The following is a 23,597-nucleotide window of genomic DNA, read 5'->3' on the forward strand; positions in this document are numbered from 1 at the left end:
CGGATTGCCGAGCGCACAGGCAGAGTGGTGGTACGACCACGCGCGGTGTGTGGCGGCAATACTCGAGGAGACTCATGGCATTCTGGGATCAGTTGAAGGCTAAGGCTCAGGAGATGAACGGCCAGCTCAAGACAAAGACCAGCCAGTTCCAGAACAAGGAATTCAAGAACGCGAGCATGGCAATGTGCGCGTTGATCGCCGCCGCAGACGGTTCGATCGATCCGTCGGAGCGTCAGAAGACCGCCGCGCTGATCATGAGCAACGAGTCGCTCGCGGTCTTCCCGCCGGACGAGCTTCGTGAGCAGTTCGACTGGTACTGCAGCAAGCTGTCCTCCGACTACGAGTTCGGAAAGGTCGAGGCAACCGCGACCATCGCCAAGCTCAAGTCGAAGCAGGATCAGGCTCGCGCGGTCATCCAGATCGGCATCATCATCGGCGGCGCGGACGGCAACTTCGACGAGCACGAGCGCGGCGTCGTACGCGACATGTGTTTTGCCGTCGGAATCTCTCCGGCCGAGTTCGATCTCTGATCGATTCAGAGTATGAAAGCGGGTGCAGCGCGAAAGCGCCGCACCCGCTTTTCTTTTCAGTACTCGGGATAACCGTCCTCGGGCCCGAGCATGCGCTCGATCCTCGTCCGCGTGATCTTGGCGAGCTCGTCGACGCAGACCTTGCGCTCGACGGAGCGTTCGTTGGACATGCGCTGGCCGATGTTCTCGAGCAGGTCGTCGGCGTCATGGCCGTGCGAACACCACAGATACCGGAAGCCGAAGTTTCGCTCGTACTCCTCGCCGGCGCGATAGATGGTTGCCATGACGGCGTCGTCCGGAACCCAGATCGAACATTGCTCGAGGTGGGACGGCACGCTGTTCTTGCGCACGCCGACCGGTGGATGGCACTGCAGGGCGCGCTCGACGTCCTCGTCCGAGAGGTTGAGAATCGAGTCCTCGGCTCGCGAGAGGATCTCCGCATGATCGGCGAACGGACGTCCGTCGCTGACCCATCCGGCCCACGTCAGCGAGCAGCAGCACTCGAACAGTGCGTGAACCGCCTTCTGTCGCGGTAGTTCGTTGAAGCGCTCCAACCCGATCGATTGATGTAGCAGCATGTGACCTCCCGGCCCGTTGTGCCTTCAGGCGCGCTCGACATGCCGCACGGTAACCACATGCGCGGCCACTTCGATAATCCGCCGCTTCACCTGGGAAAGGAAGGTTTGCTCACCGAGTTTTCAGGTTCTTAACGCGGCGTAACGAGCTGACCCACACATCGAAGGAGCCTCACCGGTGAAAACCGGTGAGTCTCCAGACCGGGAGCCTCTGGACGGAAAAGACCCGGATCATGACTGACTTCTTCTCCGGCCGGCCCGTGTCAAACCAAGGCGCTCTGATCGCTCGCGCTCGCGCTCGCTCTCGCCACCGGCGCCTTCGTACTTTGTTTCGGTCGACGTTGAGTAGTTGTACGGATTCGCGGGTGTCGCTGCGCGTGCAGGCTCAGGATGTGACCATCTGGCGGAAGATCGGCGTGTTGTTCCTTGCATTGGTCTGGACGCTCGTGGCGGCGGCCTTGGTGTTGTTCGGCCTGTGGGGATCGATCGACGCGAGCTGTGACGGACCTGCGGAACGCGACATGGCCGGTGGCGGATGGCTGGTGATCGCGACGTTGTCCGTATGGTCTGGGGCATTCGTCGTGTGCGCGCTTCGTCTCCGCACCGTGACTGCGGCCGTGCTCGCGACGCTGTCGGTCGTGTCGTCGACACTGGTCGTGGTCAACATGCTCGCCACTGCCTCGGGCCTTTGTTGGTGAATGTCTATTCGCCTTCCTGGTCGTCCACGCGTTCGGATTTTTCGATGATCGCGTGCATAGAAAGAATGCTTATACCCAGCATGATCACCCATTCGAGCTTTCCGAATAGAACCGCGTCAAGAAGTGCAGAAGTGTTGCGGGAAAACAATTTCGGGCTCGGGTCGCATAGGTGATCAAGTGCCCCACCGATTCTTTATCCCAGTTCCGCCCGTTCTGGACAGGCTTTCGGGTTCCGCTCATTAGCCACCGTGGTCTTGGACATACTGAGGTCGTGACGAGCCGAGGAGTGGTCCGTAGTTGGGACGTGGGGGGTATGCAGGGCGTGATCGACTCCGCAGACACGCCGGGCGGTAGCTGGACTTCATGGACATCTGTAGTGGTCCACGGGTTCCCGGGTATGGTCGAAGGTCAGGAAGTCGAGTTCGAGTGGAATCAACTCGACGAGCCGGCAGACGGTTACGACTTTCACACCGTGCAGGCGTGGACAGTCGGCGAGGACCACACGCCGCCGGGACCGCCCGGTTTCAGGGCTTGGGATATCGATCCCGACGGCACCGTTCACGAGGTCACCGATCTAGACATCACCGACCTCGACGATACGATCGCGCCCCCGATCGGCACCCCAGCGATCGGTGTCGTCACCACGTGGAATGGTGAGGAAGGCTGGGGAGTCATCGACTCCGCGGACACTCCGGGCGGTTGTTGGACCTTCTACAGCGCCCTACACCCCGACGAAGTCATCAACGCTCGGCCGGGCGACAGTTTCAGCATCGGCGGAGGGATCAGCGCTCTCGTCGTCGGAGAGCAGGTCGACTTCGAATGGGAGCCGGTCATCGACCAGGACGGATACAAATTTCGTTCGATCAAGGTCAGGCCGCGGCGGGATATCCCCCCGTGGCGCGTCGAACGAATCGGTAGGTAGCTCGACATCGACGGCACGTCGACGACCACCTGCCCTGCCTCGAACGCCGCGAAGCGCTCGCCAACCGCAGCCTTGAGCACCCTCGCATCAAAGTCTTACCTCACTCGCTCCACGTCGACGGACCGATCATGCTCGAGGTAGCCCGCAAACACCACCTCGAAGGCATCGTCGCAAACGGCCATGGCCCTTCTGCTCGATCTCGACAACACTGTCGTCGATCGAGATGGGGCTTTCACGAATTGGGCGTCAAATCTATTGCGCGCCTGAGGTGGTGATTCCACAGACATGAATGAGTTCAGACAGTACGTAATCCCTTCTCGCCGTTAGGTCCAGATCGCATGCGCATCAGCCACCAACGATGTCATCATCGTCCTAGCCGTCCTCCAGCCCGGAATCTGCCGTGAGTGCACATCCCTCACGAACGCGACATAAACCCAACCCGACCACGCAGAAACGTAAGTAAATCGGCGACCCACAACATTTTTGGCGTCACCGGGTTTAACCTCACTGCACCAGATCGCCCGCGCGATGTCCTTGTGGATCGGCGATGGCGGTGCGCTTGGTCATGCCTCTTCGTGCGCATTCGAGCCCGAAGACACCTATCAATCGTGCACCGTGCCACATCAATGCCCTCACGACGCATTTCCAGCCAAACCTTGTGTGCTCGAGCCCGAATAATTCTCGGTACGCACACGGCTCACCTCGGCTTTAAGTTCTTCGTCGCGCACGGTCCGCTGGCCCCTCGACTGCAGGAGCGGCACCGAAGATAGTCGAACCGGTGTACCGGCACCTCCGGTTCGCGCAGAATGGTAGTCGGCGTACACGCGGATGAACCCGGGGAGCGATGCGATGATCCGACAACGACTCGGTCAAGCATTGATGGTGATCGCGCTCGCCTCCGCGGCCGTCTCGACCGCGCCCGTCCACGCGCAGGAATCGTCGCCAATCACGACGCCGGGCACAGTGACCGCGGCAACCTCCCTGCCGCACTCCTTTTGGATCCCCGGCGCCGTCAACGGATCAAAGCTCACCTATTGGTCTACGGGTCCGCTGAACCGGCCCGCGTTGAGTACGGGCGCGCTCTTCCTGCCCCCTGGTGATCCACCCGAAGGCGGCTGGCCGGTCATCTCGTGGGCTCACGGCACTGTAGGTATTTCCGACCAGTGCGCTCCCACCGTGACCGGGACCGTCGGCAGTCCATACCTCACGAACTGGCTCTCGCAGGGCTACGCGATCGTCGCGACCGACTACGTGGGACTCGGCACGCCGGGAACCCACGCGTACCTGGACGGACCCTCGGCGGCGCACAGCGTGATCGACATGGTGCGCGCCGCGCGTGCGGTCGAACCGTCGCTCTCACCGCGGTGGGTGGCACTCGGACAGTCTCAGGGCGGTCAGGCCGCGATGGTCACGGCAGCGATCGCCACACGGTACGCACCCGAACTGGACTACCGGGGCGCGGTCGCGACCGGGGCGCCGTCCAATCTGGAAAACCTTGCACCACTCGTGGGGCCGGACTTTCCCCGCTTGCCACTGACCGGCAGCACCGCGTTCGTCTCGTACCTCTTGACCGGGCTCCGGGCGGCGCGACCCGATCTCGACATCGATCGCTACCTGACACCACGCGGCACGGATGCCCTGGCCAGAGCCGAAACCAACTGCTACCAGGACATGGCATCGGACCTCGGCGACACAGCGATCGGCGATCTGGTGAACCGGCCCCTCGACGATCCCGCGGTGCTGGCTGCTGCTCGCGGCATGCTGGAGATCCCGACGACCGGGTACGACCGGCCAGTGTTCCTCGGGCAGGGGCTGACGGACGAGATGGTGCCGGCGCCGCTGGCACTGAAACTCGCGGCCGAACTCGCCGCCAACCGCCAGCCAGTCACATTCCGCACATATCCGACGGGGCATATCGAGACGATGCGGGCAGCGCTCCCCGAAAGCCTCGCCTTCGCCTCGAACCTCTTGCAGCCGTAGGTGAATTCATGCGGTTGTCGAAACGATCAACTTGTGGAAGCGCTCGGCTGGGGTCTCCAGTCGAGCGTCTGAAGTCTTGCGGTTCGTTCAGATGAAAGTGTCGGTTGTGTCGTGGAAATGCGGGGTAATCGCCGAATAATCTGCCAGCCGTGTACCGAGATGACACCTCTTCGCAGATCTCACGGATTCCGAAATCCCGGTATTCCTCGGACGCGAGAAGTTCGGTCGCGACGACCACCAACGCTCCCGGTGAGCTTTTCGATCAGGTGCTTTGCATTGCGGTGGCGTCCGTCGGCAGTTCGGGCGAGACAGCGAAGAATGCTCCGCCTGTGACCTTGCTGGGCGTTTCCGCAGGTTGGTCACCCGCAGCACGCGTCTTCCTCGCGGCACCGGCGATCGCCGTGGATAAGGGGTTCGCCGCGCGGAGGTCGGAGCCTTTCGCGCTCATCAGAGCATCGAGCAGGGACCGTTGCGCAGCTGCCATGGCGGCAAGTGCGTGGCGGGGTACCTTTTCGACGGTGTCTTCGGGAGAGTGATACCAGGACGGGGCCAGTGTCACGTTGTAGCTCGGCACGTGAGGCGGTAGGTGGCTGATGGTGGACGCTGGCCCCAGGACAGGCTCGGTTGGGACGCCGAAAGCCGCCATGTGCTCCGTGATGTGCGATCGCAGCAGCTCGTTCTCTGCAGCGATCACTCCGTGGACTACGGAATTGCCGGACGCTGCCTGATCGACGTCGGCGGCCAAATGGTCGAGCCAGTTGAACGCAATGGTTCGTAGGAGGAGGTCGTCCTGGTGCCTCTCCACGAAGTGGTAGAGGTCGAAGTCGCCGGTGTCGTGTGCACCGCTGGCGAGGAAAACCATCGTCTTGGCACGCTTCTCGACCGGTAGGGCCGTGTAGTGGCGCATGAGCCCGAGGAGAACCGCGTCGCCTGTAGCGTTGTCGACGGCACCGTCGAAAGTGCTGTCGTAGTGTGCAGCGACGATGACGACTTCGTCTGACAGGCCGGGCAGTATTCCGACGACGTCATCGACGATGGCGCGCAGCCGGTGCTCGCCGGGGCCGAGCGAACCACCCGTCACGACGAGTTCCCCTCCCTTGGGCACGTCGGTGAGCACGTTGCTGAGCTCGATCTCGATTCCGGCGTTGGCCGCGTCCGCGAGGCGGTCGAAATCCATTTGCCCGACGGTGAAGGCGGGAATGCTTCCGAGTTGCGCGGCCCTTTTGTGGGTAGGGAAGTTTTGTGCGAAGTGCATGAGCATTACGGCGTTGCCGGGCGCTCCGGCACGCCGGACGTATCCCGCAGCTCCTTTGTTGACGGCGGCGTTGTAGAGTCCGGCGCCGCTGACCGAGCTGCCGTCCGTGGCGGAGAAGTTGCCGATGTAATTGACGTCGACGAGGAGGATCTTGCCGGTGATGTCGATGTCGGCCAGATCCGGGGTTTCCGTGCGAGCGTCGATGTAGACGGCTTCGCCGCTGACGGTGCCCGGTGCGGAGTACCAGATAGGAATGGAGTTTGCCTGCCACGGCACCTCGTCACTGGGTCCGGACACGGGGTGGGCGGTCAGCGACCACTCCTGCGGGTAGTAGAGATTGAAGGGCCAGCTCTCGACCGTCGTGTCGAGGCCGTGCAGTTCGAACTGCTCCCGGAAGAACGAAGCCGTGCGTTCCGCGGCAGGCGATCCGTTCCTCCTCCATCCGAACCCGGTAATGGTGTGAACATCGGCTATTAGCGACTGCTCGCTGAGCGGATCGTGTCCGTGCTTGTTGCCGTTCATCCTGTTTTCCTTACATACGACGAGTTGCTGAGTGGGCGGCCGAAAGACATTTTGATCGGCAATGTCCATCAGGCGGAAGCCGTTCCTCTGGTCACATCAGAGCAGGGGCCGCAGGCCCTTTCGGCTACGACACCGTCTCCTACCGGCCACGAAGAGTCCCGTTAGATCTCTTGGAGGGCATCCCGCCTGCGTTGCTCCAGTGTTTCTGTATTTCTGGCCACGTCACGGGGGTAGCAGAAGTAGAGGCTGGAAAGCACGGCGGCATTGACAAGCATGAGGACTACCAAGACCCAGAAGAAGACCGTCTGGATACCAAGGGTGGCGGCAAGAATCCCGGCGCCAAGTGAGAAAGTGACCCACCCGATGGTCTCGAAAACATTGAGGAAAATAGCGAAGGCCTGGTTTCGTAATTCCGGGGGGACCACGGCGGCGACAATAGGCCGGTTCGCCGGCGGGTTGGCGCCCTGGCAGAAGCCCAGTAAAACCATGAATATTGCGTACACCGCAATGCCGTCGTAGCGGATCTGGGTCGCGAAGAACGCGACAATGGCGAAGAAAATCTGGGCTCCCTGTAGATAGGCAACCCGGCCGATATGGGGAAGTATCTTGTCGAGACGAGATATTAGAAGCCCGCCTCCAACTGTTCCGGCGAAATAGCCGACTCCGAACGGCAGAAGGACCGTTGCTGCGACAGCATTCGTAAAGCCCCGCTCTGTGACCAGGAATTGAATGCCGAAGACGGCGATCAGCAAGTGGCCGGACAGGAGCCGGGAGAGCATCATGATGGAGAACGAAGGGATCCGGAAAAGTGAAAGCACCGACTGGACGGTGACTTTGGGCATGACGCGGTCGCGGCCGGACAGGTCCGCCAGCTGGCTTTCCGATGCCCCGACGCCAGGGTCCTTCAGCAGGAAAGCGACCGGAAGGGCAGCGAGAATGCAAATAACACCGATGGACCACATGCCATAGCGCCAACCGTCGGTGAGCCCGGTGAACATCGCAATGAGCGGGCCCAGGAAGGCGCTGATCAGGCTCACAAATCCGTAGAAGTATCCAGCTGCCTTGCTTCGCTGGGAGTCCTCAAAGGAGTCGGCGATGATGGCCATGGCGATGGGACCCCCACCAATGAGCGCCGCTGACATGAGCGCGTTGAAGATCAGCAGCTGAGTGAAGTCCTGGGAGAAGCCTGCCGCTATGCCGAAAATGCCGCCGACAATACTGGTCGTGACCAGGGTTTCGCGGCGTCCGATGCGCCCGGCCAGCCATGCCCAGGCCGGCCCGGCGGGGACGGCAACAAATTTTCCGATGGCAGCGAGGACGCCCAAATGGCTGCTTTGCAGGTGGAGCGCGGCGGCGATGCTCGGGAAAAGTGTCGTGCTCAGGCCATGTTCAGTGTTGTCTACGACCGTGATTCCGGTGAGTGTGGCAAGGTTCTGCCATCGGTGCGGCACGCGTCGTGCCTGCGTGGATCCTTCGACTTTGTTGGGGCTGCTGGTTTCAATGTCCATGCGAGTTTTCCGTCTTCGTTGGCAGGCCGTTGGCGAATATGTATGGGGCGGTGGCGATCTTGCTATGGCAAAGGTGCCGGGCCGAGTTCTTCGGCCAGGCGGATTAGGACGGGCAACGGGACAGGGCTGACCTTGGCCAAGTCGTACAAGCTGAGTTGGGCGGGGATGTTGACCAGTTCCGTCCGGACCAGGTGGGGCACATGTTCTTGGAGCACGGCGCGGGATCGTTGGTCCTGAAGTAGCGCCAGAAGGGGAACTGCCAAGGCGGCGCCGTGGTCGTGGAAGTCCGTCAGTGGTGGCAAGTGAACCAGGGCAGCGCGGGCGCGGTCTCCCTGTTCCCTGGCCAGCAAGTGTTCGCTGCCGGGGGCGGCGTCGAACGGCAGGCCCAGTCTGGCGAACTGGCTTTGGGGCGCGTCGCTCTCGTGCATGAGTCGCACCAGCAGTTCCACCATCCGCAGTTCAATGTCGTCGTCGAGGACGGGATTGTTCTGTCCGGGGTCTGTGTGGAGGTCGAACAGCAATGTTCCGTGGGTCCATGAGCTCAACATGGAGGATGTCTGGATGCGAAGCGTGCGCAGCTTCTTGGTGAACGTGAACGGTTCGGCGGCTTGCCAGTCAACGAGTTCGGAGACCGCGAAACGGGAGCGCATGTGGGTGGGCATGAGGGTGTAGTCCTCCAGTGGCCCATTGGAAGGGGCTGCGGCAGCGCGCATGTAGACGTACCGGCCATCTGTGACGTTGACGTGGCCTCCATGGATGCCGAACAGGGCGCCGTCGCGCACAGGGCTGTCGTCGTCGAGGATGGCAGCGAGGTCCTGGCCTTGCATGTCGGGAGTCGGCTCAACGCCGAAGTGCCGCAGCATGGTTGGGGCAATATCTATGGTCTGGGCCAGAGCGCCGCGCCTGCAGTCTTTCCCCTGGGTGCGCGGGTCCCATAGGAACATGGGCAGATGGACCAGTTCGTTGAACCATGGCTGGACGGACTTGGCCCACCAGCCGTGCTCACCGAGCAGGAAGCCATGGTCGGTGTTGACCAGAAGCAGAGTGTCTTTCCACATGTCGTGTTTGTCCATGGCATCGAGGACCCTGCCCAGCGACTTGTCACACATGGATACGAGCGCAGCGTATTCGTAGCGTGCATGCTCCACCTGCTCGAGGGGTTCGCTAACTTTTGCATAGTCAGGCCAGTCGAACTCGGGACCATCGTAGTCGTGCGGATACATGGCCTTGTATGCGTCATGGGTGAAGAAAGGTTCATGCGGATCGAAAAGCTCGATCTGTAGCATCCACTGATCGGCCACCTGATTGGTGTCGATGAAGTGCAGCCCCGCATCCACAGTGAGTGTTTGTGAGTGCTCGGCTTCCGTAGGCATGTAACTGCGGTTGATGGCATCCTGGCGTTTCATTCCAGGACGCCCCTTGTGGGGACCCGGCTTTGGATCGACGACGCCCTTCCACGGGTCGCCTTCCTGGCCGCGGAAGAACTCCCACGTGGTGTAGCGGGGATGGTAGGTGGCCCCACCGTCTTCCCAGTAGTGGGGGTGGTCGGAAACAAGGTGCGTGTGAATTCCGGCCTTGCCGAGCATTTCCGGCATCGAGTCATCAAAAGGCTCGAGAGGGCCCCAGCCGCGGTGCAGGAAGTTGTAACGCCCGGTGTGCATTTCGCGTCGGGCCGGCATACACGGCATGGAACCGGCATAGAAGTTCTCAAACGTCACCGATTGTGCGGCGAGGCGTGCGAAGTTCGGTGCTTCGACAACGGTGTCCGCATACGGGGTGAGCATGTGCCTGTTCAGGCTGTCGAACATGAGGATGATGGCTCTCACTGGGGTCCTTTCGGGCCGGTGGCTGGCAGGGGAACAGAGAGTGACCATGGTGCTGGCGATAGGTTTTCGGCCTGGTCGGGGAAGTGTGAGGGTGTGGCGGCTCCAGTCAGCTAGCTGCTGGAAACGAGTGCCATTAGAGCGTCCAAGTCCTCCTCCGTGACTGGCACTCTTGCGAACTGGGCGAGCTGGCCCAAGCGTGTCCCCATGATCGCCTTGTGCTGTGACGACCCTTCCGGTGCCCCCGCACGGTAGCTGGCAAGCACTGGTTGCTCGAGCAGACTTTGCAGGGCCGGCCCACCGACGGGATGGCTAAGCCACTGCCCGATGTTGGATTCCCTGTCGACTGGGGCCACGAAGTCGTCGCCCTGGATCCGGGCCGCGGCTGCTAGTCGCAGGTCACGGCTCGATGCGCCCACCTGGAACGAGTACTCCAGTTCTTCCACCAGCCATGCAGCAGCAGTAGTGTCGTAATAGGCGAATTCGTCCCTAGGTACCGTGATGACCACCTCGGCGGCTTCGCCGGGTTGCAATTCAATCGGGAAGAAACCCTTCAGTTCACGTTCGGGCCGTTGCACCCGGGAACAGGGTGCTTGCACATATGCCTGGACCACCTCACGTCCGGCTCGGTCGCCACTGTTGCGGACCGTGACCGTCAGCCGTGCACCCCCGTCGTCGTTGTCGACACGGAGATCCGAATACTCAAAGCTTGTGTAGCTCAGGCCATGTCCGAAGGGATAGGAGACCTCGAGTTTGCGGGCGTCGTAGTGCCTGTAGCCGACGAATAGGCCTTCGCCGTAGCTGACATGTCCGCCCTCGCCGGGGAAGTCCAGGTAGGCCGGGGTGTCTTCGAGCCGTAGCGGGATGGTCTCTGTCAGGCGGCCGGAGGGGTTCGCGAGGCCGAACAGCAGATCCGCCGTTGCCGAGCCACCCGCTTGGCCTCCGAGCCAGCTTTCCAGAATTGCAGGGACTCGGTCTGCCCAGCCTGAGAGTCGCACCACAGAGCCGTTCGACAGCACCACGGCGACGTTCCGGTTTGCGGAGCTCACGGCTTCAAGCAGCGCTGTCTGCTCTTCCGGGAGCTCGATGTGCTCCCTGTCGAAGCCCTCGGATTCATAACTTGCGGGCAGTCCGAGGAAGAGCAGGACGACGTCTGCGTCCGCTGCGGTGCGTACTGCCTCGCGGCACAGGCCGGAGTCGCGGGTGGGGTCGGGAGTGTCGTCCAGCGTGAAGCCTGGGGCGAAACGGATTTCTGCGTTGAGGGCCAGGCCTTTGATCGCGTCAAGTGCATTGTCGAGCCGCGTGGGCACCACCTTTGAGCTGCCGGCTCCTTGATAGCGGGGAGTCCGTGCGAACTCGCCGATGACGGCGATCTTCTGCCCGGTTGCCGGATCCAGTGGCAGGATGCCGCCTTCGTTTTTGAGGAGGACTGCGCTGCGGACGGCGGCCTCGCGGGCTAGCGCATGATGTGCGGTGGCATCGAAAATGGTTCCCGGCTGGGCCCCCAATTCACTTTTCACGGCGAGTTCAGCCAGACGCGTCACGCTGCGGTCCAAAACATCCTCGCCCAGTTGCCCGGATCGGACGGCCGCCGCCACTTGGGCCGGGCCGGCGCCGGAGGAGGTCGGCATTTCCAGGTCTAATCCGGCGGCCAGGCCTTTGACCCTGTTGACGACGGCGCCCCAGTCCGAAACAACCACACCGTCGAAACCCCAGTCATCCCGCAGCACTTCGGTGAGCAGCCAGGGGTTTTGGGAGGCGTAGACGCCGTTGATCTGGTTGTAGGAGCACATCACTGTCCATGGCCTCGCGTCCAGGACAACGCGGCGGAATGCACGCAGGTAGATTTCCTGGAGCGGGCGGGTGGCAATATCCGCACTGATCGTCAGGCGGTCCGTTTCCTGGTTGTTCGCGGCGAAGTGCTTCAATGATGCGCCGACGCCCTGGGCCTGGAGACCATTGACCCAGGCCACCCCGAGTTCCCCGCTGAGCAGTGGATCTTCGGAGAAGTATTCGAAGTTGCGGCCGCAGAGCGGGCTTCGCTTGATATTGATGCCAGGCCCTAGGAGCACGTTGACCCCGAAAGACTGGGCCTCTAGGCCCAGAGCGGCTGCCACGCGATGTGCGAGCCCGGGGTCCCAACTCGAGCCAAGTGCGACGGAGGGAGGGAAGCAGGTGGCTGGAGCGCTGCTGGAGAAGCCCAGGTGGTCGGCCTCTTCCTCTTCTTGGAACCTGAGACCGTGCGGGCCGTCCGACATGACGACCGCGGGAACCCCGGCTTCTGGGTAGGCGACGGTGGCCCACGAGCCTGCACCTGAGGTGAGGGATGCTTTCTGATCGAGGCCAAGCTGGGTGGCATTGCTTGTATTCATGGTGTTCTACAACTGTCCTTCTGCAGGGATTTGTTTGGCTTTGGTGGTCATTTGACCGATTTGATTGGCATCACGGACAGCGCGCCGAGGACACCTATTGCGGCACCGATGGGAAACAGCATCGAGTAGCCGAGTGTGAGCACGATGAGACCGGCGAAAGCCGGGGCAAGGATCTGCGGAAGGGTAACGGCCATGTTCACGACGCCGAGGTCCTTGGCGAACGAGCGGTCCGAGGGGAGGACTTCGGAAATCAGGGCGGCGTCGACGGCTTGGAAGCAGCCGAAGCCGCAGCCGGCCAGGCCAGCCATGATCATCATCCCGGTCACGCTGGGAAGCAACAGCGGCGTGAACAAGGCCGTGGCAACAACCAGTCCGGAGACGAGAACGAACGGTTTCCGCCGCCCCAGGTGGTCCGATAGTCTCCCTGCGGCAAGAGTGCTGAGCAACAGGCCGCCCATCGAGACAAGTCCTACGACCGGGATCAATCCAATCGCATCCTCGCCCAGTCCGATGTAGTCCTGGAGGATGTAGAGCTTGTATCCGACGACCACGAAGTAGCCGGTGTATGTCAGCAGCCTGCTGGTGAATGCCCAAAAGAAGTCCGGGTGTTTGACGGGGCTGACCCAGAACGTCTGTGCGAAATTACGCACCACGAAGGGCTCGACGACGGCGTCTCTGCTGGAACGGTCCGGGTTCAACACGACGAAGAGCGTCAGAATGATGATTGCGAATCCGCCGAGCAGCAGATAGGCCGCCGGGATGTTCCGCGAAAGCGAGGACGCTAAAATTTGTCCGCCGAGAGAGCCGAACATCGATCCCAGACCCAGGATGGCAGCGAAGGTTCCACGGACTGCGCGAGGCACTCTATCGGGCATGATCGCACTCAACGGCCCCTGTGCGAAGTTGAAGCTGATCTGGACCATCACCCAGGCGATGATCAAAGACACGAGGCTACTGGCGAATGCCAAGCCGATCAGGGCGAGTCCACCACACAAGGACCCGAGGACGATCCACGGGGCGCGCTTGCCGAAGCGGCTCCGTGTGCGGTCGGACAGGGCGCCGGCGACGGGCTGGGCGATCATGGCCGCGAAGGCACCGAACGTTGAGACAAGGGCCAGTACGGTGACCTTGTCGCTCTCTCCGAAGCTTTGCTGCACCTGCAATGCCAAGAGGATCGACGGGACCGCGCCCCAGATGAGGGAAATGCTGAAGGTTGCAGGGGCGATGGAGGCCATCAGTCTGCGCGGAGTCCTGGCTTCCGCTTCGGGCGCGGTCTGGTGCGAGGGTGTTGCTGTGGTGATCGCGGTTGTACCGCCTGGATTGCCTGACGACGATGTCACGGGCTGTTCCTTTGAACATGGAAAGGGGTGGCGGGAGCATTGTTTTTGAACACCCCTCCATGAGTCGGTGGAGATAAGGGCGCTTGGGAGAAGCTGAAGCTGCGGGGTGAAACTAGACGACGCTTTCGGACATCAGGTCATCGGAAATCAGCTCGATGGCCCGGGACTGACCGGCGGCGCCGAGCCACGCCGCGGACGGCTTCGGTGTACGGACGAACGTCTTCCGATCGACCGCAATCAATCCGAAGGTCGGGACGAAGCTTCCCCATTCGTAGTTGTCCAAGGCGCTCCAGTGGTAGTAGCCGCGGATATCGATGCCGGCGGCCAACGCATCGCGCATGCCCGCCAAGGCTCCGGAGGTGTAGGCGACGCGGACGGCATCATCGCTTTCGGCGATGCCGTTTTCGGTCACGATGATGGGCGTCCGGGGTACAAGTCGGGCAACGCTGCGGATCGATTCACCGAGCGCCGGCGGGTAGTACTCCCACCCTGTCAGCGTCTTCTGTGCACCTTCGGGAACGGGCAGTTGCCCGTCCGGTCCGACGAACACACGGGTGTAGGCCTGCACTCCGATCCAGTCGTCACCGTCAGCGGCGAGGACGAAAACATCCCGTGCGGCGGACGCAATCTCTGCCGCTTTCAATTCACCGCCATCGACTGCATGGTGGTTGGCGATGGCAACCGACCAACCGACCTTGATGTGAGGTGTGAGGCGCCTGATCACTCCAACGGCTCGCCGGTGCGCGTTGATCAAGGCGACAGTGGCGGCCTCGTCGTATTTGTCAGTTCCAACTTCTTCCCAGACGTTGCCCGCCAAAACCGCCTTGCGGATCGCGGCAAACCTCGCCACCATATTGGGTTCGTTGATGGTGCAAATGTGGTCAACATTGCTGGCAAAAATGGGGGCTGCGGCCTCGACAAAACGCCCGAAGAGCTCGACGGCGTCCTCTGATTCCCATCCGCCCTGTTCATCAAACCATCGGGGGACGGTGAAGTGATGAAGTGTCAGCATCGGGCGAAGCCCTCGTTCGATGGCTCCGGCCACCATGCGCCGGTAGTGGGCGATCTCGGCGTTGGAAAACTCACCAGGTGCCGGTTCAATGCGCGCCCATTCGATGCTGAACCTGTAGTCGGTAAAACCAAGCTCCGCCAGTAGGTCCATGTCTTCTCGCCAGCGGTGGTAGCTGTCGCACGCGTCACCGCTCATTTCCCGAAACCGTTCCGGGAGCAGGCCACTGTGTTCAAAGGCCCAAAAGTCACTGTTGACATTCATGCCCTCTATCTGATGGGCCGCGGTAGAGGCGCCCCACAGGAAGGCTTCTGGGAGCTGGAAACTGGTAGGCATAGTGACCCTTCGGTCTATTCGGTGGGATTGGATCTGTCGCCAACGGCCAGGCGTGCACTGCCGCCCTGTGTCACTGCTCACAATTCGCGACGATTTTGAAAACATTACCCCGGTAAGTATTCGATGGGAAGGGCCGGCGAGATTTACCTGAAATTCTTTCGAGCGGGGCACGTTTCCCAACTGCAGGAGTGCCCTGAACTCTCGGCCCGAGAACTGCGCCGATTGGGCGAATGGGGTCGGTTACTGCAGATGTCTGGGCGCCGGGAGAATGGCGCCGGGAGAATGGCGCCGGGAGAATGCAGAGGCGCGCCGCGAACTACGCGCGCGCGTCGAAGTTAGCCAGACCGCCCAAGGTCAAAAAGGGGGTGGGCGTGACTCGTTGCCCACCGAGAACCGGCGCGTCCCCGGTTTCCAGACGCATGCCCCGGCCAAGGCGCCCGAATTCGAAGTCCCTTTCAATAGCCGCACTGCCGCAATAGCGTTGCGGATCACCGTCGCGCAGAGCCGCCCTGATCGCCCTGCCAAGGACAACGCCGAAGCGCTCGACGTCAGGACTTAGCGGTCATGGCACGATCACGTAGTCGTGACCGCGATCAAGTATTGGCCGCTCATGCCGTAATCAGATCTCGTCCGGGTCCGCTTCGGCGCCTTCCACCAACCCGAGAGCCTCAAACAAGTACTCAATGAGCCCCGACATGTCGAGGTCACGCTCGTAGAGCCATTGCAACTGCAGGCCATCGGTGGCAGCGAGGACGAGCGTAGCAATTCGCTCAGCGTCTAAGGCCGCCGGAAATTTACCCTCCGATTGGAAGGCGCGAACCCGTTCCGCACCAAGGCTTCTCAGCTCGCGATATCGTTCCGCGAAAAACTCATGGGCCGCGTGCCCGTCTTCGCTGGCCTCGCCGGAAAGTCGAACGTACAGGTGAACTAGGCCAGGCACTTCGGCATTGGAGCGAATTGCTGTAGTCAATTGCTCGGGTGTCCCGAGCTCGAGATCAGCTTGCTCCGCCCGAGCACGCGATACCTCGTCGCGCTTCCTCAGCACTTCTCGAAACAGGACATCTTTCGAACCGAAGTGATGCATCAATCCTGCATGCGTGATTCCGACTTCCTCGGCGATCTCCCGCACCGAACTGCGCCCGTAGCCGACTCGACCGACGACCTCCAAGGCGGCAGCAAGCAGATCTTCCTTTGTCGCGACACCCTTGGCGTACGAACCCCTCTTGACCATAAATCGATGGTAGTCGCGACCGCTTGCCCGCCACTCCCGGAAAGTGAGTTCCAATGAATCCCATTCGGGCCAGCGAATCCCACAACCTCCGGTCGCGCAAGTTCGAGCAGGCCGACGTCAACAGACGAACAGCAGCCTTCATCGTGGTGGAGGTCACGATGGCGAAGACTGCTGAATGGAGGCAGCGTCGGACGATGCCATCGGAGTGGTCAGTGGAGCTGCGGCGACTGCACCACCAACAAGGTATTAAGCGGCGCCGACGCCTTGGCGACCGATCCTCGCGGAGCTCTTGCTGCACGGCATCTCGTAGATCGCCGGAGCATCGTCCACCCAGACGCAAACCGGCACCCGAATTTTGTCGAAGGCGGTGACTGGCAGCTCCGCTCCCTCGACATCGGCGAACAGGGCCTTATAAAACGCAACCGGCCCAGGGCACACGATGTCCCGGGACTCGTCTCGGACCGTAGTTTTCGTGAGCTGCTGGGAATACTCGCCGAGGACGCACGGATGGGCGTCAGCGAACTAGCCGACGGGCTCGGCGTCAGCCGTCCGACTGCTCGCCGCAGAATCGAAGGAGCACTGGCCCGCCGAGAGATCGTCGTGCGCTGCGACGTCCCACTTGGCCTCACGCGATGGCCGGTATCGGCGGCACTCTGGGCGGACGTACCACCCGAACAACACGCCGACGTAGCGCGCACATTGATCAGACCTTCCCGAGACTCGACTGACCGTCGGTCTGACCGGGGGCGCCGCTAACCTCATGATCTCCCTGTGGATGAGAGGACTTGAAGACTTGCAGCGTCTCGAAACGATTCTCGCTGAACGAGTTCCAGGAATACGAAGCGTGGCGCGCAGTTGCTTTACGGCACATCAAACGCATGGGCACGCGCCTCGGCCCCAACGGTCGGGCAATCGGCCGTGTCCCGGTGGACCCGTGGTTCGGGGTGCTTGATCCTCTCTGAAGTATTCACCCAAACTCGAGCCTGCCAGGGCCAGTGAGGAGATTTCAGATGCCCATGCCGACGATTCGGTCAGTGGCGGCGGGGACTGATCGAGACATCGAGCTGCGCCGGCAGGGATCATGCAGACGCGCTACCGTGGACGACTGCCGGCCATCGATGCGGTCTAGCGAAAGAATCGAGAATGAGGTCGACTCTTCTCCGCAGTGGTGTGACGCCGGCGGTCGAAATGAAAGATCAAGACATAGAACGGAATACGAATCGTCGAGAACGCCATCCCGCAGTGATCGGTCAAAAGGCAACGGACGGTGTGGCGCAATCCGGGCGCAAAATCCTCGTTGCCCCGTCGTCGGCGATCGCGGATGGAGCTCACAATGCACCCCGCTGCGGCTCTTCATGTCGTGCCAGGTCAGGTCAGCGCCCCGGTTACTCGATTCGAGCGTTCAGAAGATGAACCAGCTCGAACAGGCACATCCCGATCATGGCAACAGAGACCGCGATCGGCAGGCGCGCATCCGGGAGATTGCCCCGATCTACTCGACCCTGCGCTTGAGGTGTTCCGAGCGCAAACGTCATGTTCCGATACCTGTTGTGAGATAAGAATATAAGCGCCACTACCGGCCCGAGGGCTGTTGCAGGCACCCCAGTGGCAACCCACGAAAACTGAGGAGTATTGATGCGCGAAATGGCGAGCGCGCACGCCAGAATTGCCACGGCAGTGCGTTGCCATGAGAGGGCAGTCCGCTCGACTTGCGCGCCGTGATCGCGAGCGAGATTCACAGGATTCGCCCCGCGATGGCCAGAGCCAGCAAGAGCACCGCAGCTACCCCCATCATGACTGTCACCGCGACAGCGGTCAGAGGGGCGGAGAGAGGCTGCACTCGCCTGTGCGCTCGTTCATTCCTCCACCACCGGCGCACGCCTCCGACGGCGCACAACAGTCCCAAGCTCACCGAACCGAATGCGAGAAACGAGCTGTGCCCTGCAGCAACGATGTCGTCGAGGGAATCGAGCGCCACACCGAGAGCGAGAAAGGCCAACGAGGTGCGGATCCAGGCGAGAAGAGTGCGCTCGTTGGCGAGACTGAAACGCGGATCGGGCTCGCTTCCAACAGAATAGAGTTTCGCCGGCCAGCGGCGATCGGTATCGTTGGGGTCTGAGGTCATGTCAGCTTCCTTGCGCGTACGAAGTCGATTCACGACTGAGTTGATGCAATCGGGATGTGCGCCCCGCTCCGAGATCGAGGGCTCGATGGTCTTCATAACCGTGAGATCGGCGCCCGAAGTCTGAAAGCTGACGGGAAACCCTTCGCAACGAGCTCCTCCAACGAACAGCGAAACCCAGGACTACGGGCGGGCCTTCGGTGCAGGCGAATCGACCGAACCGCCTTGCCCTCGGTAAGGGACCGAGCTGACCATGCCCATCGCTTCTCTCTCGAACTTCGCGAGAGCGAGCTGGAGCCACGCGATGTAACCCGCGGTTGCCGTGTACCCGTGCTCGTGGGCGGTCGTGTGCAACTCGTGCACCCAGGACGCGTCGATTCCTGGCGCGGGCTGAAGCTTCATCTCCACGAAGGCTTGCCAACCTGGGGATGCGGCTTGGGCGATGCGAAAATCCAGTTCGGTACGGATCAGTTCGATGGCGATGTCCGGGCCCAATTGGCCTGCGAACAGCAAGCGAAGTTTAAAATCTGGATCGGATGGCCGTGGTGACGGTGTGTAGGGTGATCGCGCCCAGTCGAGTAGGGCAGTGTGCCCGGTGTCGGTGAGCCGATAGACCTTGGCATCGGGCTTCCCGTCTCGTGGGTCTACCTCGAATTCGACCCAGCCTTTGCCGATGAGCTTGGGCATCGTCCGATAGATGTGTGGTAGTTGGACTCCGTATCCGAGATACTGTCCGGGGCCGTCCATCCACTTACGGATGTCGTAGCCGGACAACGGACTCATCGCCAACATTCCGAGGACGACGAATTCAAGGCGCATACGGTAACCCCCCGCCAGCGTTGGTTTCTGGCCTTTGACCTCGATGCGTCATTGGCGCACCATCCGGAAACCACAATTGCCCGTGGATGATTCAGGTGTATTTGCTGAGCGAGCAGCGAGCCTGTATCGGTTGCAATAGCTGTGGTGGCACAGGTACGAACCTCCTCTGGTGACACGCGAGGTACCGTCTCGTGGACCAAGGGGATTCTGTCGCGGCGAACGGCGGTAATACGAAGGCGAGAACCAGTCCGCGCACCATTCCCACACGTTGCCAGCGACCTCGAAAAGACCGAAATCGTTCCCGGGGAACGAGCGGACCGGCGCAGTTGTCAGGAACCCGTCGGAAAGGGTGTTGGATTCAGGGAAACGACCATGCCAGATATTGCACCGGTCCTCGCCATCTGGAGTGAGCTCGTCACCCCACGGGTACCTTCTGCCCTTCTGTCCGCCGCGAGCCGAGAACTCCCACTCGGCCTCGGTCGGAAGCCTGCCACCAGCCCACGAGCAGTAGACAACGGCGTCGCGCCACGAGATGTGCACGACAGGATGGTCCCCGAGGCCAGCCTCCATCCAGTGGGATCGGCTCCCACCCGGATGAGCCCAGTCCGCCCCGCGAACATCAATCCACCAGGGAGCCCCCGGAGCTCTACCGAGTATGTCGGACACGGGTGCATTCACCGCCAGATGAAAAACAGCTGAGGACCCGAAATGCTCAGCGTCGGTGACGAAACCGGTATCAGACACGAACTCTGCAAACTCCTCATTTGTCACCGTCGTAGGAGCAATCGCGAAGGGGGCGACTTCAACGCGATGCACAGGCCGCTCGCCGTCGGTGCGATATCCCTCATCGAACGGATCTCCCATGAGAAAATCGCCACCAGTGAGTTCGATGTACTTGCGTGCGTCGGGCTGGGTTCCCAATCGAATATCACTGCTGGTCGTCTCGGAACGTCGAGGCGGTGTACGACTCGGCGAGCAGCAGTGTTCCATGATTGAGGTAGTCCTCCCACGATATGTACCTAAATCATATCGCAAGAGCTTACGGCCCAGTTGAACCCCGTATTGGAGTTCGCTCATGGGTACCAAGGCACATATCAGCCACCTGATCGCACCTTCCAGCTGTTCAGGAATGCGACCGCTTTGTCGAGGAAACCGGAGCCGTGCCGGAGCCGGCGCGGCACCGCCACATCAGTGCCCGGAGGAAAGGGGCTGGGAAGCTATGGACTCGCCGCGAGCGCAGCTCCGGCGATTCCCGCAGTGTTGAGAAGGGTGGCAGGGACGACCTTCGTGCGGTTGGTCAGATGCGGAATCCACTTCTCGTGCTTGCGGCTGATTCCGCCGCCGGCGATGAAGAGGTCTGGCCAGAGCAGGTTCTCGAAGGTGGTCAGAACTCGCGAGACCTCGACGGCCCACTCCTTGTAGCTCCAGTCCTTCTTTTCCTTCACCGACGACGCCGCTCGGTGCTCGGCTTCCTTGCCGTCGACTTCGAGGTGACCGAACTCCGTGTTGGGCAACAGAACTCCGTTGTGCAGCACGGCCGATCCGATTCCGGTACCGAAGGTCAACAAGATCACGACGCCGGAGGTATCCTTGCCCGCTCCGAACGAGTCCTCGGCGATTCCGGCAGCGTCGGCGTCGTTGAGGACGGTGACCTCGCGCCCTCCCAGGGCCTTGCCGAAGAGCGCGGCGGCGTCTGTGTCGATCCACGACTTGTCGATGTTCGCGGCACTGCGTGCGCCGCCGGCGGTCACAACCGCGGGCAAGGTGATGCCGACCGGACCAGTCCACTTGGCCTGCTCGACGATTTCGGCGACAGTGCCCGCGATCGCGTCGGGCGTCGACGGCTGCGGGGTCAGGATCTTGATGCGGTCACCGATCATTTCCCCGGTGCTCAGGTCGATCGTGCCGCCCTTGACGCCGCTGCCGCCGACGTCGATCCCGAAACCTGTGGTTGTCATCGTCCTGCGCTCCTGGTGAATTCGAGAGGCGAGTCTTGCCGCTGCAACGACTGCTCCATGACAGTGCATCACGCGGCTGGACGTCGTCGACTTAGGATTATGCAGCCGCGAGTGCATACATTCCATCCGAAGGTGGGGGAACTCGCCCGGAGTGCACTGGCCAGACACTGAGCAACCCATCGTCTTCGGTTGCATTGAATCGCCGCGTTGGAGAATTCACCGTGAGACTCTGGTGGACGTCATCGCACTAGGCTCCAGATCGGGGCCAGCGATCGCACTTTGCTGATTCCGTGTGACGCCGTTGTCATCGACGTCAGCCCGTCCTACAGGTACTACCAAACAAGCATCCCGCACCACTTGCGCAGCGACATAAACCAATACGGTCTCCAATGTGTTCACGGCGCCGCGTCCGCGGCCCGGTGCGGCGACGTTGATCCATGCCACGGGTTTGTCGGCTATTTCGGTTCCACCGGATGTCCAGGTGAGAAGGTTCTTGAAGCTACCAGCCGATCTCCGTCGCATCGTCCACTCCAGTTGTCCGGGCCACCTGCGGGTCGAACGGCTTTTCAAACTGCACTCGCGCGGGCGTGTGGGCGGTCAGTGGGAGCCTGCGTCAACCGACGTGGACGTGGGGCCGCCTGGACTGGTCGGGTTCGGCGCGGCGGAGGACCTCACGGGTCACGGGAGCGGTTTCGCCCTCTCCGATGAAGAGGAATCGGAGCAGGTACATGATCGGGTTTCCCTCGGTCCACTCGAAGTAGACGTCGGGAATCACTCCGGTGATGTCCCTCGTTCGCAGGAGAACCGCCGCGATGGTGTTGGGGACGGCCGGACTGTCGACCCACAGAATCCGGTGCTCACCGCGCTGTCGGCCGTGGACGAGGAGGTCGGTGCTGAATTCGGAGGAGTCCGTGACGTTGACCTCGATGAAGATGATCGACTCGCCCTCGGGGATGTTGCTTTCGGCGCGCTGCTGCGATTCCTTCTGCCGATACTCGTCCTCGTCGAGGCGGTCGACGTCGTGCGCCACCATCGCGAGGTAGCCCTTCTCGGCTGCCTCGGTGATGAATTGCAGCGCGGTCTCGTCGAATTCGACAGAGGTGGCGCGAAGTTCGAAGGCTCGCGAGATTCGGGAAAGGAAGGACACCACCATGATCGCGGCGATGAAGAACGACGCCACTTTCACACCGTCCGGGCGTTCGAAGATGTTCGCGATCGTCGTGTAGACGAACAGAACTGCGACAAAACTGAACCCTACGAACAGTTTTCGCTGACCGTGCTTGCGGGCGGACAGGGCAACGGCGACGGTCGCCGACGAGATCAGGACGAGGACGCCGGTTGCGTACGCGGAACTCTGAGCGTCGACGCCGGCGTCGAAGTAGATCGTGACGGTGACGGCGATGACGCTGAACACGAGGACCAGAGGACGCACGGCGCGGGCCCACGACGGCGCCATGCCGTAGCGGGGGAGATACCTGGGGACGAGGTTGAGCAACCCTGCCATTGCCGACGCACCGGCAAACCAGAGGATCAGGATCGTGCTGAGATCGTAGACGGTTCCGAAGATCTCACCCAGATAGTCGTGTGCGAGGAATGCAAGGGCGCGACCGTTGGCAGCGCCGCCGGGTTGGAACTCGTTCTCCGGGATCAGGATGGTGGTGACCAGGCTCGACGTCAGCAGGAATCCACTCATGATCAACGCTGCCGTGGTGAGCAGGCGTCGTGCACCTTTGATGCGGCCACGTGGATTCTGTTCGGTGTCGTGCGGATCGCCCTTGATCTGCGGCATGACCGCGACCCCGGTTTCGAAGCCGGACAGGCCGAGCGCCAACTTCGGGAAGACGATCAGCGCGATCAGGATCATCATCGCCGGATTTCCGTGCTCGGTGGTCATGGCGCGCGTCCAGTCGGTGACCAAAGACGGCGCGGTCGCGATGTGCCATAAACCTACGGAGATGACCACTACGTTCAAGGTGAGGTAGACGGCGACCAATCCGACCGCGATACCGATTGCTTCGGTGAATCCGCGGAGGAATACCGCGGCGAGGAGCGCGAGCAGAACCAGGGTGACGGCGACTGTGTGTCCGGAGAGAAATGTTGGTGCAAAAGGATTCTCGACGAGGTGCGCCGTGGCGTCGGCAGCCGAGAGTGTCATGGTGATGAGGAAATCGGTGGCCGCGAAGCCGAGAAGCACGAGAACGAAGATCTTGCCGCGCCACTTGGGCAGCAGCTTCTCGAGCATGGCGATCGAACCCTCGCCGTGCGGACTCTCGCGAGCCACACGCCGGTAGACCGGCAGCGCACCGAACAGCGTCAGCAGGATCAATACGACTGTCGCGATGGGAGCCAACGTGCCGGCCGCCAGTGCCGCGATACCGGGCTGGTAACCGAGAGTGGAGAAGTAATCGACACCCGTCAGGCACATCACCTTCCACCACGGGTGGCGCTTCTCCTTCTTCGGCGCCATGCGGTGTGGCCCAAGATGTCCGGCGGGCTCCTCGGTGATGTCCGCGAGCAGCCAGGCCTCGGTGCGTTGTTTCACCGACGGAGCCGTGTTGTCGGCCGGGACCTCGTTTTCGGCGGCGGTCACCACGGCG

General features: G+C 61.8%; 22 protein-coding genes and 1 pseudogene. 7 read left to right on the forward strand and 16 right to left on the reverse strand.

Going from position 1 to position 23,597, the window contains the following annotated elements; genetic code table 11:
* The first annotated feature begins 74 nt into the window (after positions 1 to 74).
* Positions 75 to 530, forward strand: coding sequence for a tellurite resistance TerB family protein (locus tag ACFQ6Y_RS26050; protein WP_003941110.1), 456 nt, complete (start codon positions 75 to 77; stop codon positions 528 to 530).
* 56 nt (positions 531 to 586) lie between these two features.
* Here ACFQ6Y_RS26050 and ACFQ6Y_RS26055 read toward each other — a convergent pair whose 3' ends face one another.
* On the reverse strand, positions 587 to 1,108 hold the full coding sequence (locus ACFQ6Y_RS26055) for a 2-oxo-4-hydroxy-4-carboxy-5-ureidoimidazoline decarboxylase (RefSeq protein WP_378638923.1): 522 nt from the start codon (positions 1,106 to 1,108) through the stop codon (positions 587 to 589).
* Positions 1,109 to 1,470: 362 nt separating this feature from the next.
* Between ACFQ6Y_RS26055 and ACFQ6Y_RS26060 the strand changes: the two genes are divergently transcribed.
* From ACFQ6Y_RS26060 to ACFQ6Y_RS26070, 3 genes are all read left to right on the forward strand, one after another.
* Positions 1,471 to 1,803: a hypothetical protein gene (locus ACFQ6Y_RS26060; protein WP_378638926.1), complete on the forward strand. Its 333-nt coding sequence runs from the start codon at positions 1,471 to 1,473 to the stop codon at positions 1,801 to 1,803.
* 271 nt (positions 1,804 to 2,074) lie between these two features.
* The gene (locus ACFQ6Y_RS26065; protein WP_378638930.1) at positions 2,075 to 2,725 is read left to right on the forward strand and encodes a hypothetical protein; all 651 of its coding nucleotides are present in this window, start codon (positions 2,075 to 2,077) and stop codon (positions 2,723 to 2,725) included.
* An 849-nt stretch (positions 2,726 to 3,574) separates the two neighbouring features.
* Positions 3,575 to 4,705: a lipase family protein gene (locus tag ACFQ6Y_RS26070; protein ID WP_378638933.1), complete on the forward strand. Its 1,131-nt coding sequence runs from the start codon at positions 3,575 to 3,577 to the stop codon at positions 4,703 to 4,705.
* A 262-nt stretch (positions 4,706 to 4,967) separates the two neighbouring features.
* On the opposite strand, the gene ACFQ6Y_RS26075 is transcribed toward ACFQ6Y_RS26070, so the two are convergent.
* The 6 genes from ACFQ6Y_RS26075 to ACFQ6Y_RS26100 form a co-directional block, all read right to left on the reverse strand.
* Entirely contained in the window at positions 4,968 to 6,482 is a 1,515-nt protein-coding gene (locus ACFQ6Y_RS26075) for a M28 family peptidase (RefSeq protein WP_378638936.1), read from the reverse strand.
* A gap of 161 nt (positions 6,483 to 6,643) precedes the next feature.
* Positions 6,644 to 7,990, reverse strand: coding sequence for an MFS transporter (locus tag ACFQ6Y_RS26080; protein WP_378638939.1), 1,347 nt, complete (start codon positions 7,988 to 7,990; stop codon positions 6,644 to 6,646).
* Between the two features lie 62 nt (positions 7,991 to 8,052).
* Entirely contained in the window at positions 8,053 to 9,816 is a 1,764-nt protein-coding gene (locus tag ACFQ6Y_RS26085; protein ID WP_378638943.1) for a sulfatase, read from the reverse strand.
* Positions 9,817 to 9,926: 110 nt separating this feature from the next.
* Complete coding sequence (locus tag ACFQ6Y_RS26090) at positions 9,927 to 12,185, reverse strand: glycoside hydrolase family 3 C-terminal domain-containing protein (RefSeq protein WP_378638946.1); 2,259 nt, start codon at positions 12,183 to 12,185, stop codon at positions 9,927 to 9,929.
* A 47-nt stretch (positions 12,186 to 12,232) separates the two neighbouring features.
* Complete coding sequence (locus ACFQ6Y_RS26095) at positions 12,233 to 13,525, reverse strand: MFS transporter (protein ID WP_378638949.1); 1,293 nt, start codon at positions 13,523 to 13,525, stop codon at positions 12,233 to 12,235.
* A 112-nt stretch (positions 13,526 to 13,637) separates the two neighbouring features.
* Entirely contained in the window at positions 13,638 to 14,870 is a 1,233-nt protein-coding gene (locus ACFQ6Y_RS26100) for a glycoside hydrolase family 1 protein (RefSeq protein ID WP_378638952.1), read from the reverse strand.
* Between the two features lie 379 nt (positions 14,871 to 15,249).
* On the opposite strand from ACFQ6Y_RS26100, the gene ACFQ6Y_RS26105 reads away from it, so the two are divergent.
* Complete coding sequence (locus ACFQ6Y_RS26105) at positions 15,250 to 15,429, forward strand: hypothetical protein (protein WP_378638956.1); 180 nt, start codon at positions 15,250 to 15,252, stop codon at positions 15,427 to 15,429.
* Positions 15,430 to 15,489: 60 nt separating this feature from the next.
* Here the strand turns inward: ACFQ6Y_RS26105 and ACFQ6Y_RS26110 are convergent, their stop codons facing one another.
* Positions 15,490 to 16,155 carry a TetR/AcrR family transcriptional regulator gene (locus ACFQ6Y_RS26110; RefSeq protein WP_378638959.1) on the reverse strand — a complete coding sequence of 222 codons (666 nt, stop codon included), beginning with the start codon at positions 16,153 to 16,155 and terminating at the stop codon, positions 15,490 to 15,492.
* 210 nt (positions 16,156 to 16,365) lie between these two features.
* On the opposite strand from ACFQ6Y_RS26110, the gene ACFQ6Y_RS26115 reads away from it, so the two are divergent.
* Positions 16,366 to 16,857 carry an AsnC family transcriptional regulator gene (locus ACFQ6Y_RS26115; RefSeq protein ID WP_378638962.1) on the forward strand — a complete coding sequence of 164 codons (492 nt, stop codon included), beginning with the start codon at positions 16,366 to 16,368 and terminating at the stop codon, positions 16,855 to 16,857.
* A gap of 29 nt (positions 16,858 to 16,886) precedes the next feature.
* Positions 16,887 to 17,063 carry a hypothetical protein gene (locus ACFQ6Y_RS26120; protein WP_378638965.1) on the forward strand — a complete coding sequence of 59 codons (177 nt, stop codon included), beginning with the start codon at positions 16,887 to 16,889 and terminating at the stop codon, positions 17,061 to 17,063.
* A 423-nt stretch (positions 17,064 to 17,486) separates the two neighbouring features.
* Here the strand turns inward: ACFQ6Y_RS26120 and ACFQ6Y_RS26125 are convergent, their stop codons facing one another.
* The 8 genes and pseudogenes from ACFQ6Y_RS26125 to ACFQ6Y_RS26160 all read right to left on the reverse strand — a co-directional run bounded on the left by ACFQ6Y_RS26125 (position 17,487) and on the right by ACFQ6Y_RS26160 (position 23,593).
* Positions 17,487 to 17,636 (reverse strand): hypothetical protein, encoded by a 150-nt coding sequence (locus ACFQ6Y_RS26125; protein ID WP_378639609.1) that lies wholly within the window; start codon positions 17,634 to 17,636, stop codon positions 17,487 to 17,489.
* Between the two features lie 12 nt (positions 17,637 to 17,648).
* Positions 17,649 to 17,840 (reverse strand): annotated as a pseudogene (locus ACFQ6Y_RS26130) (DUF202 domain-containing protein); the annotation flags it as partial.
* Positions 17,837 to 18,226 carry a YidH family protein gene (locus ACFQ6Y_RS26135; protein WP_378638968.1) on the reverse strand — a complete coding sequence of 130 codons (390 nt, stop codon included), beginning with the start codon at positions 18,224 to 18,226 and terminating at the stop codon, positions 17,837 to 17,839. The gene ACFQ6Y_RS26135 and the pseudogene ACFQ6Y_RS26130, both read right to left, overlap by 4 nt.
* Positions 18,227 to 18,406: 180 nt before the next feature.
* A complete protein-coding gene (locus ACFQ6Y_RS26140; RefSeq protein ID WP_378638970.1) occupies positions 18,407 to 19,042 on the reverse strand; it encodes a PadR family transcriptional regulator in 636 nt (211 codons plus the stop codon).
* 48 nt (positions 19,043 to 19,090) lie between these two features.
* Positions 19,091 to 20,119 carry a formylglycine-generating enzyme family protein gene (locus tag ACFQ6Y_RS26145; RefSeq protein WP_378638973.1) on the reverse strand — a complete coding sequence of 343 codons (1,029 nt, stop codon included), beginning with the start codon at positions 20,117 to 20,119 and terminating at the stop codon, positions 19,091 to 19,093.
* Between the two features lie 140 nt (positions 20,120 to 20,259).
* Entirely contained in the window at positions 20,260 to 21,000 is a 741-nt protein-coding gene (gene ppgK, locus ACFQ6Y_RS26150) for a polyphosphate--glucose phosphotransferase (protein WP_378638978.1), read from the reverse strand.
* Between the two features lie 216 nt (positions 21,001 to 21,216).
* Positions 21,217 to 21,522, reverse strand: coding sequence for an NAD(P)H-dependent oxidoreductase (locus tag ACFQ6Y_RS26155; RefSeq protein WP_378638981.1), 306 nt, complete (start codon positions 21,520 to 21,522; stop codon positions 21,217 to 21,219).
* Positions 21,523 to 21,613: 91 nt separating this feature from the next.
* Positions 21,614 to 23,593 (reverse strand): amino acid permease, encoded by a 1,980-nt coding sequence (locus ACFQ6Y_RS26160; RefSeq protein WP_378638985.1) that lies wholly within the window; start codon positions 23,591 to 23,593, stop codon positions 21,614 to 21,616.
* Between the last annotated feature and the right edge of the window lie 4 nt (positions 23,594 to 23,597).

Source organism: Rhodococcus sp. NPDC056516 (genome assembly GCF_042794655.1).
Lineage (GTDB): Bacteria > Actinomycetota > Actinomycetes > Mycobacteriales > Mycobacteriaceae > Rhodococcus_F.

What these genes read in the sequence shown, in the direction of transcription:
- ACFQ6Y_RS26050 (WP_003941110.1), top strand. Translation starts at nt 75, where the DNA reads ATGGCATTCTGGGATCAGTTGAAGGCTAAGGCTCAGGAGATGAACGGC.
- ACFQ6Y_RS26055 (WP_378638923.1), bottom strand. Translation starts at nt 1,108, where the DNA reads ATGCTGCTACATCAATCGATCGGGTTGGAGCGCTTCAACGAACTACCG.
- ACFQ6Y_RS26145 (WP_378638973.1), bottom strand. Translation starts at nt 20,119, where the DNA reads ATGAGCGAACTCCAATACGGGGTTCAACTGGGCCGTAAGCTCTTGCGA.
- ACFQ6Y_RS26075 (WP_378638936.1), bottom strand. Translation starts at nt 6,482, where the DNA reads ATGAACGGCAACAAGCACGGACACGATCCGCTCAGCGAGCAGTCGCTA.
- ACFQ6Y_RS26100 (WP_378638952.1), bottom strand. Translation starts at nt 14,870, where the DNA reads ATGCCTACCAGTTTCCAGCTCCCAGAAGCCTTCCTGTGGGGCGCCTCT.
- ACFQ6Y_RS26080 (WP_378638939.1), bottom strand. Translation starts at nt 7,990, where the DNA reads ATGGACATTGAAACCAGCAGCCCCAACAAAGTCGAAGGATCCACGCAG.
- ppgK (WP_378638978.1), bottom strand. Translation starts at nt 21,000, where the DNA reads ATGACAACCACAGGTTTCGGGATCGACGTCGGCGGCAGCGGCGTCAAG.
- ACFQ6Y_RS26090 (WP_378638946.1), bottom strand. Translation starts at nt 12,185, where the DNA reads ATGAATACAAGCAATGCCACCCAGCTTGGCCTCGATCAGAAAGCATCC.
- ACFQ6Y_RS26135 (WP_378638968.1), bottom strand. Translation starts at nt 18,226, where the DNA reads ATGACCTCAGACCCCAACGATACCGATCGCCGCTGGCCGGCGAAACTC.
- ACFQ6Y_RS26155 (WP_378638981.1), bottom strand. Translation starts at nt 21,522, where the DNA reads ATGCGACGGAGATCGGCTGGTAGCTTCAAGAACCTTCTCACCTGGACA.
- ACFQ6Y_RS26125 (WP_378639609.1), bottom strand. Translation starts at nt 17,636, where the DNA reads ATGACGTTTGCGCTCGGAACACCTCAAGCGCAGGGTCGAGTAGATCGG.
- ACFQ6Y_RS26140 (WP_378638970.1), bottom strand. Translation starts at nt 19,042, where the DNA reads ATGCGCCTTGAATTCGTCGTCCTCGGAATGTTGGCGATGAGTCCGTTG.
- ACFQ6Y_RS26070 (WP_378638933.1), top strand. Translation starts at nt 3,575, where the DNA reads ATGATCCGACAACGACTCGGTCAAGCATTGATGGTGATCGCGCTCGCC.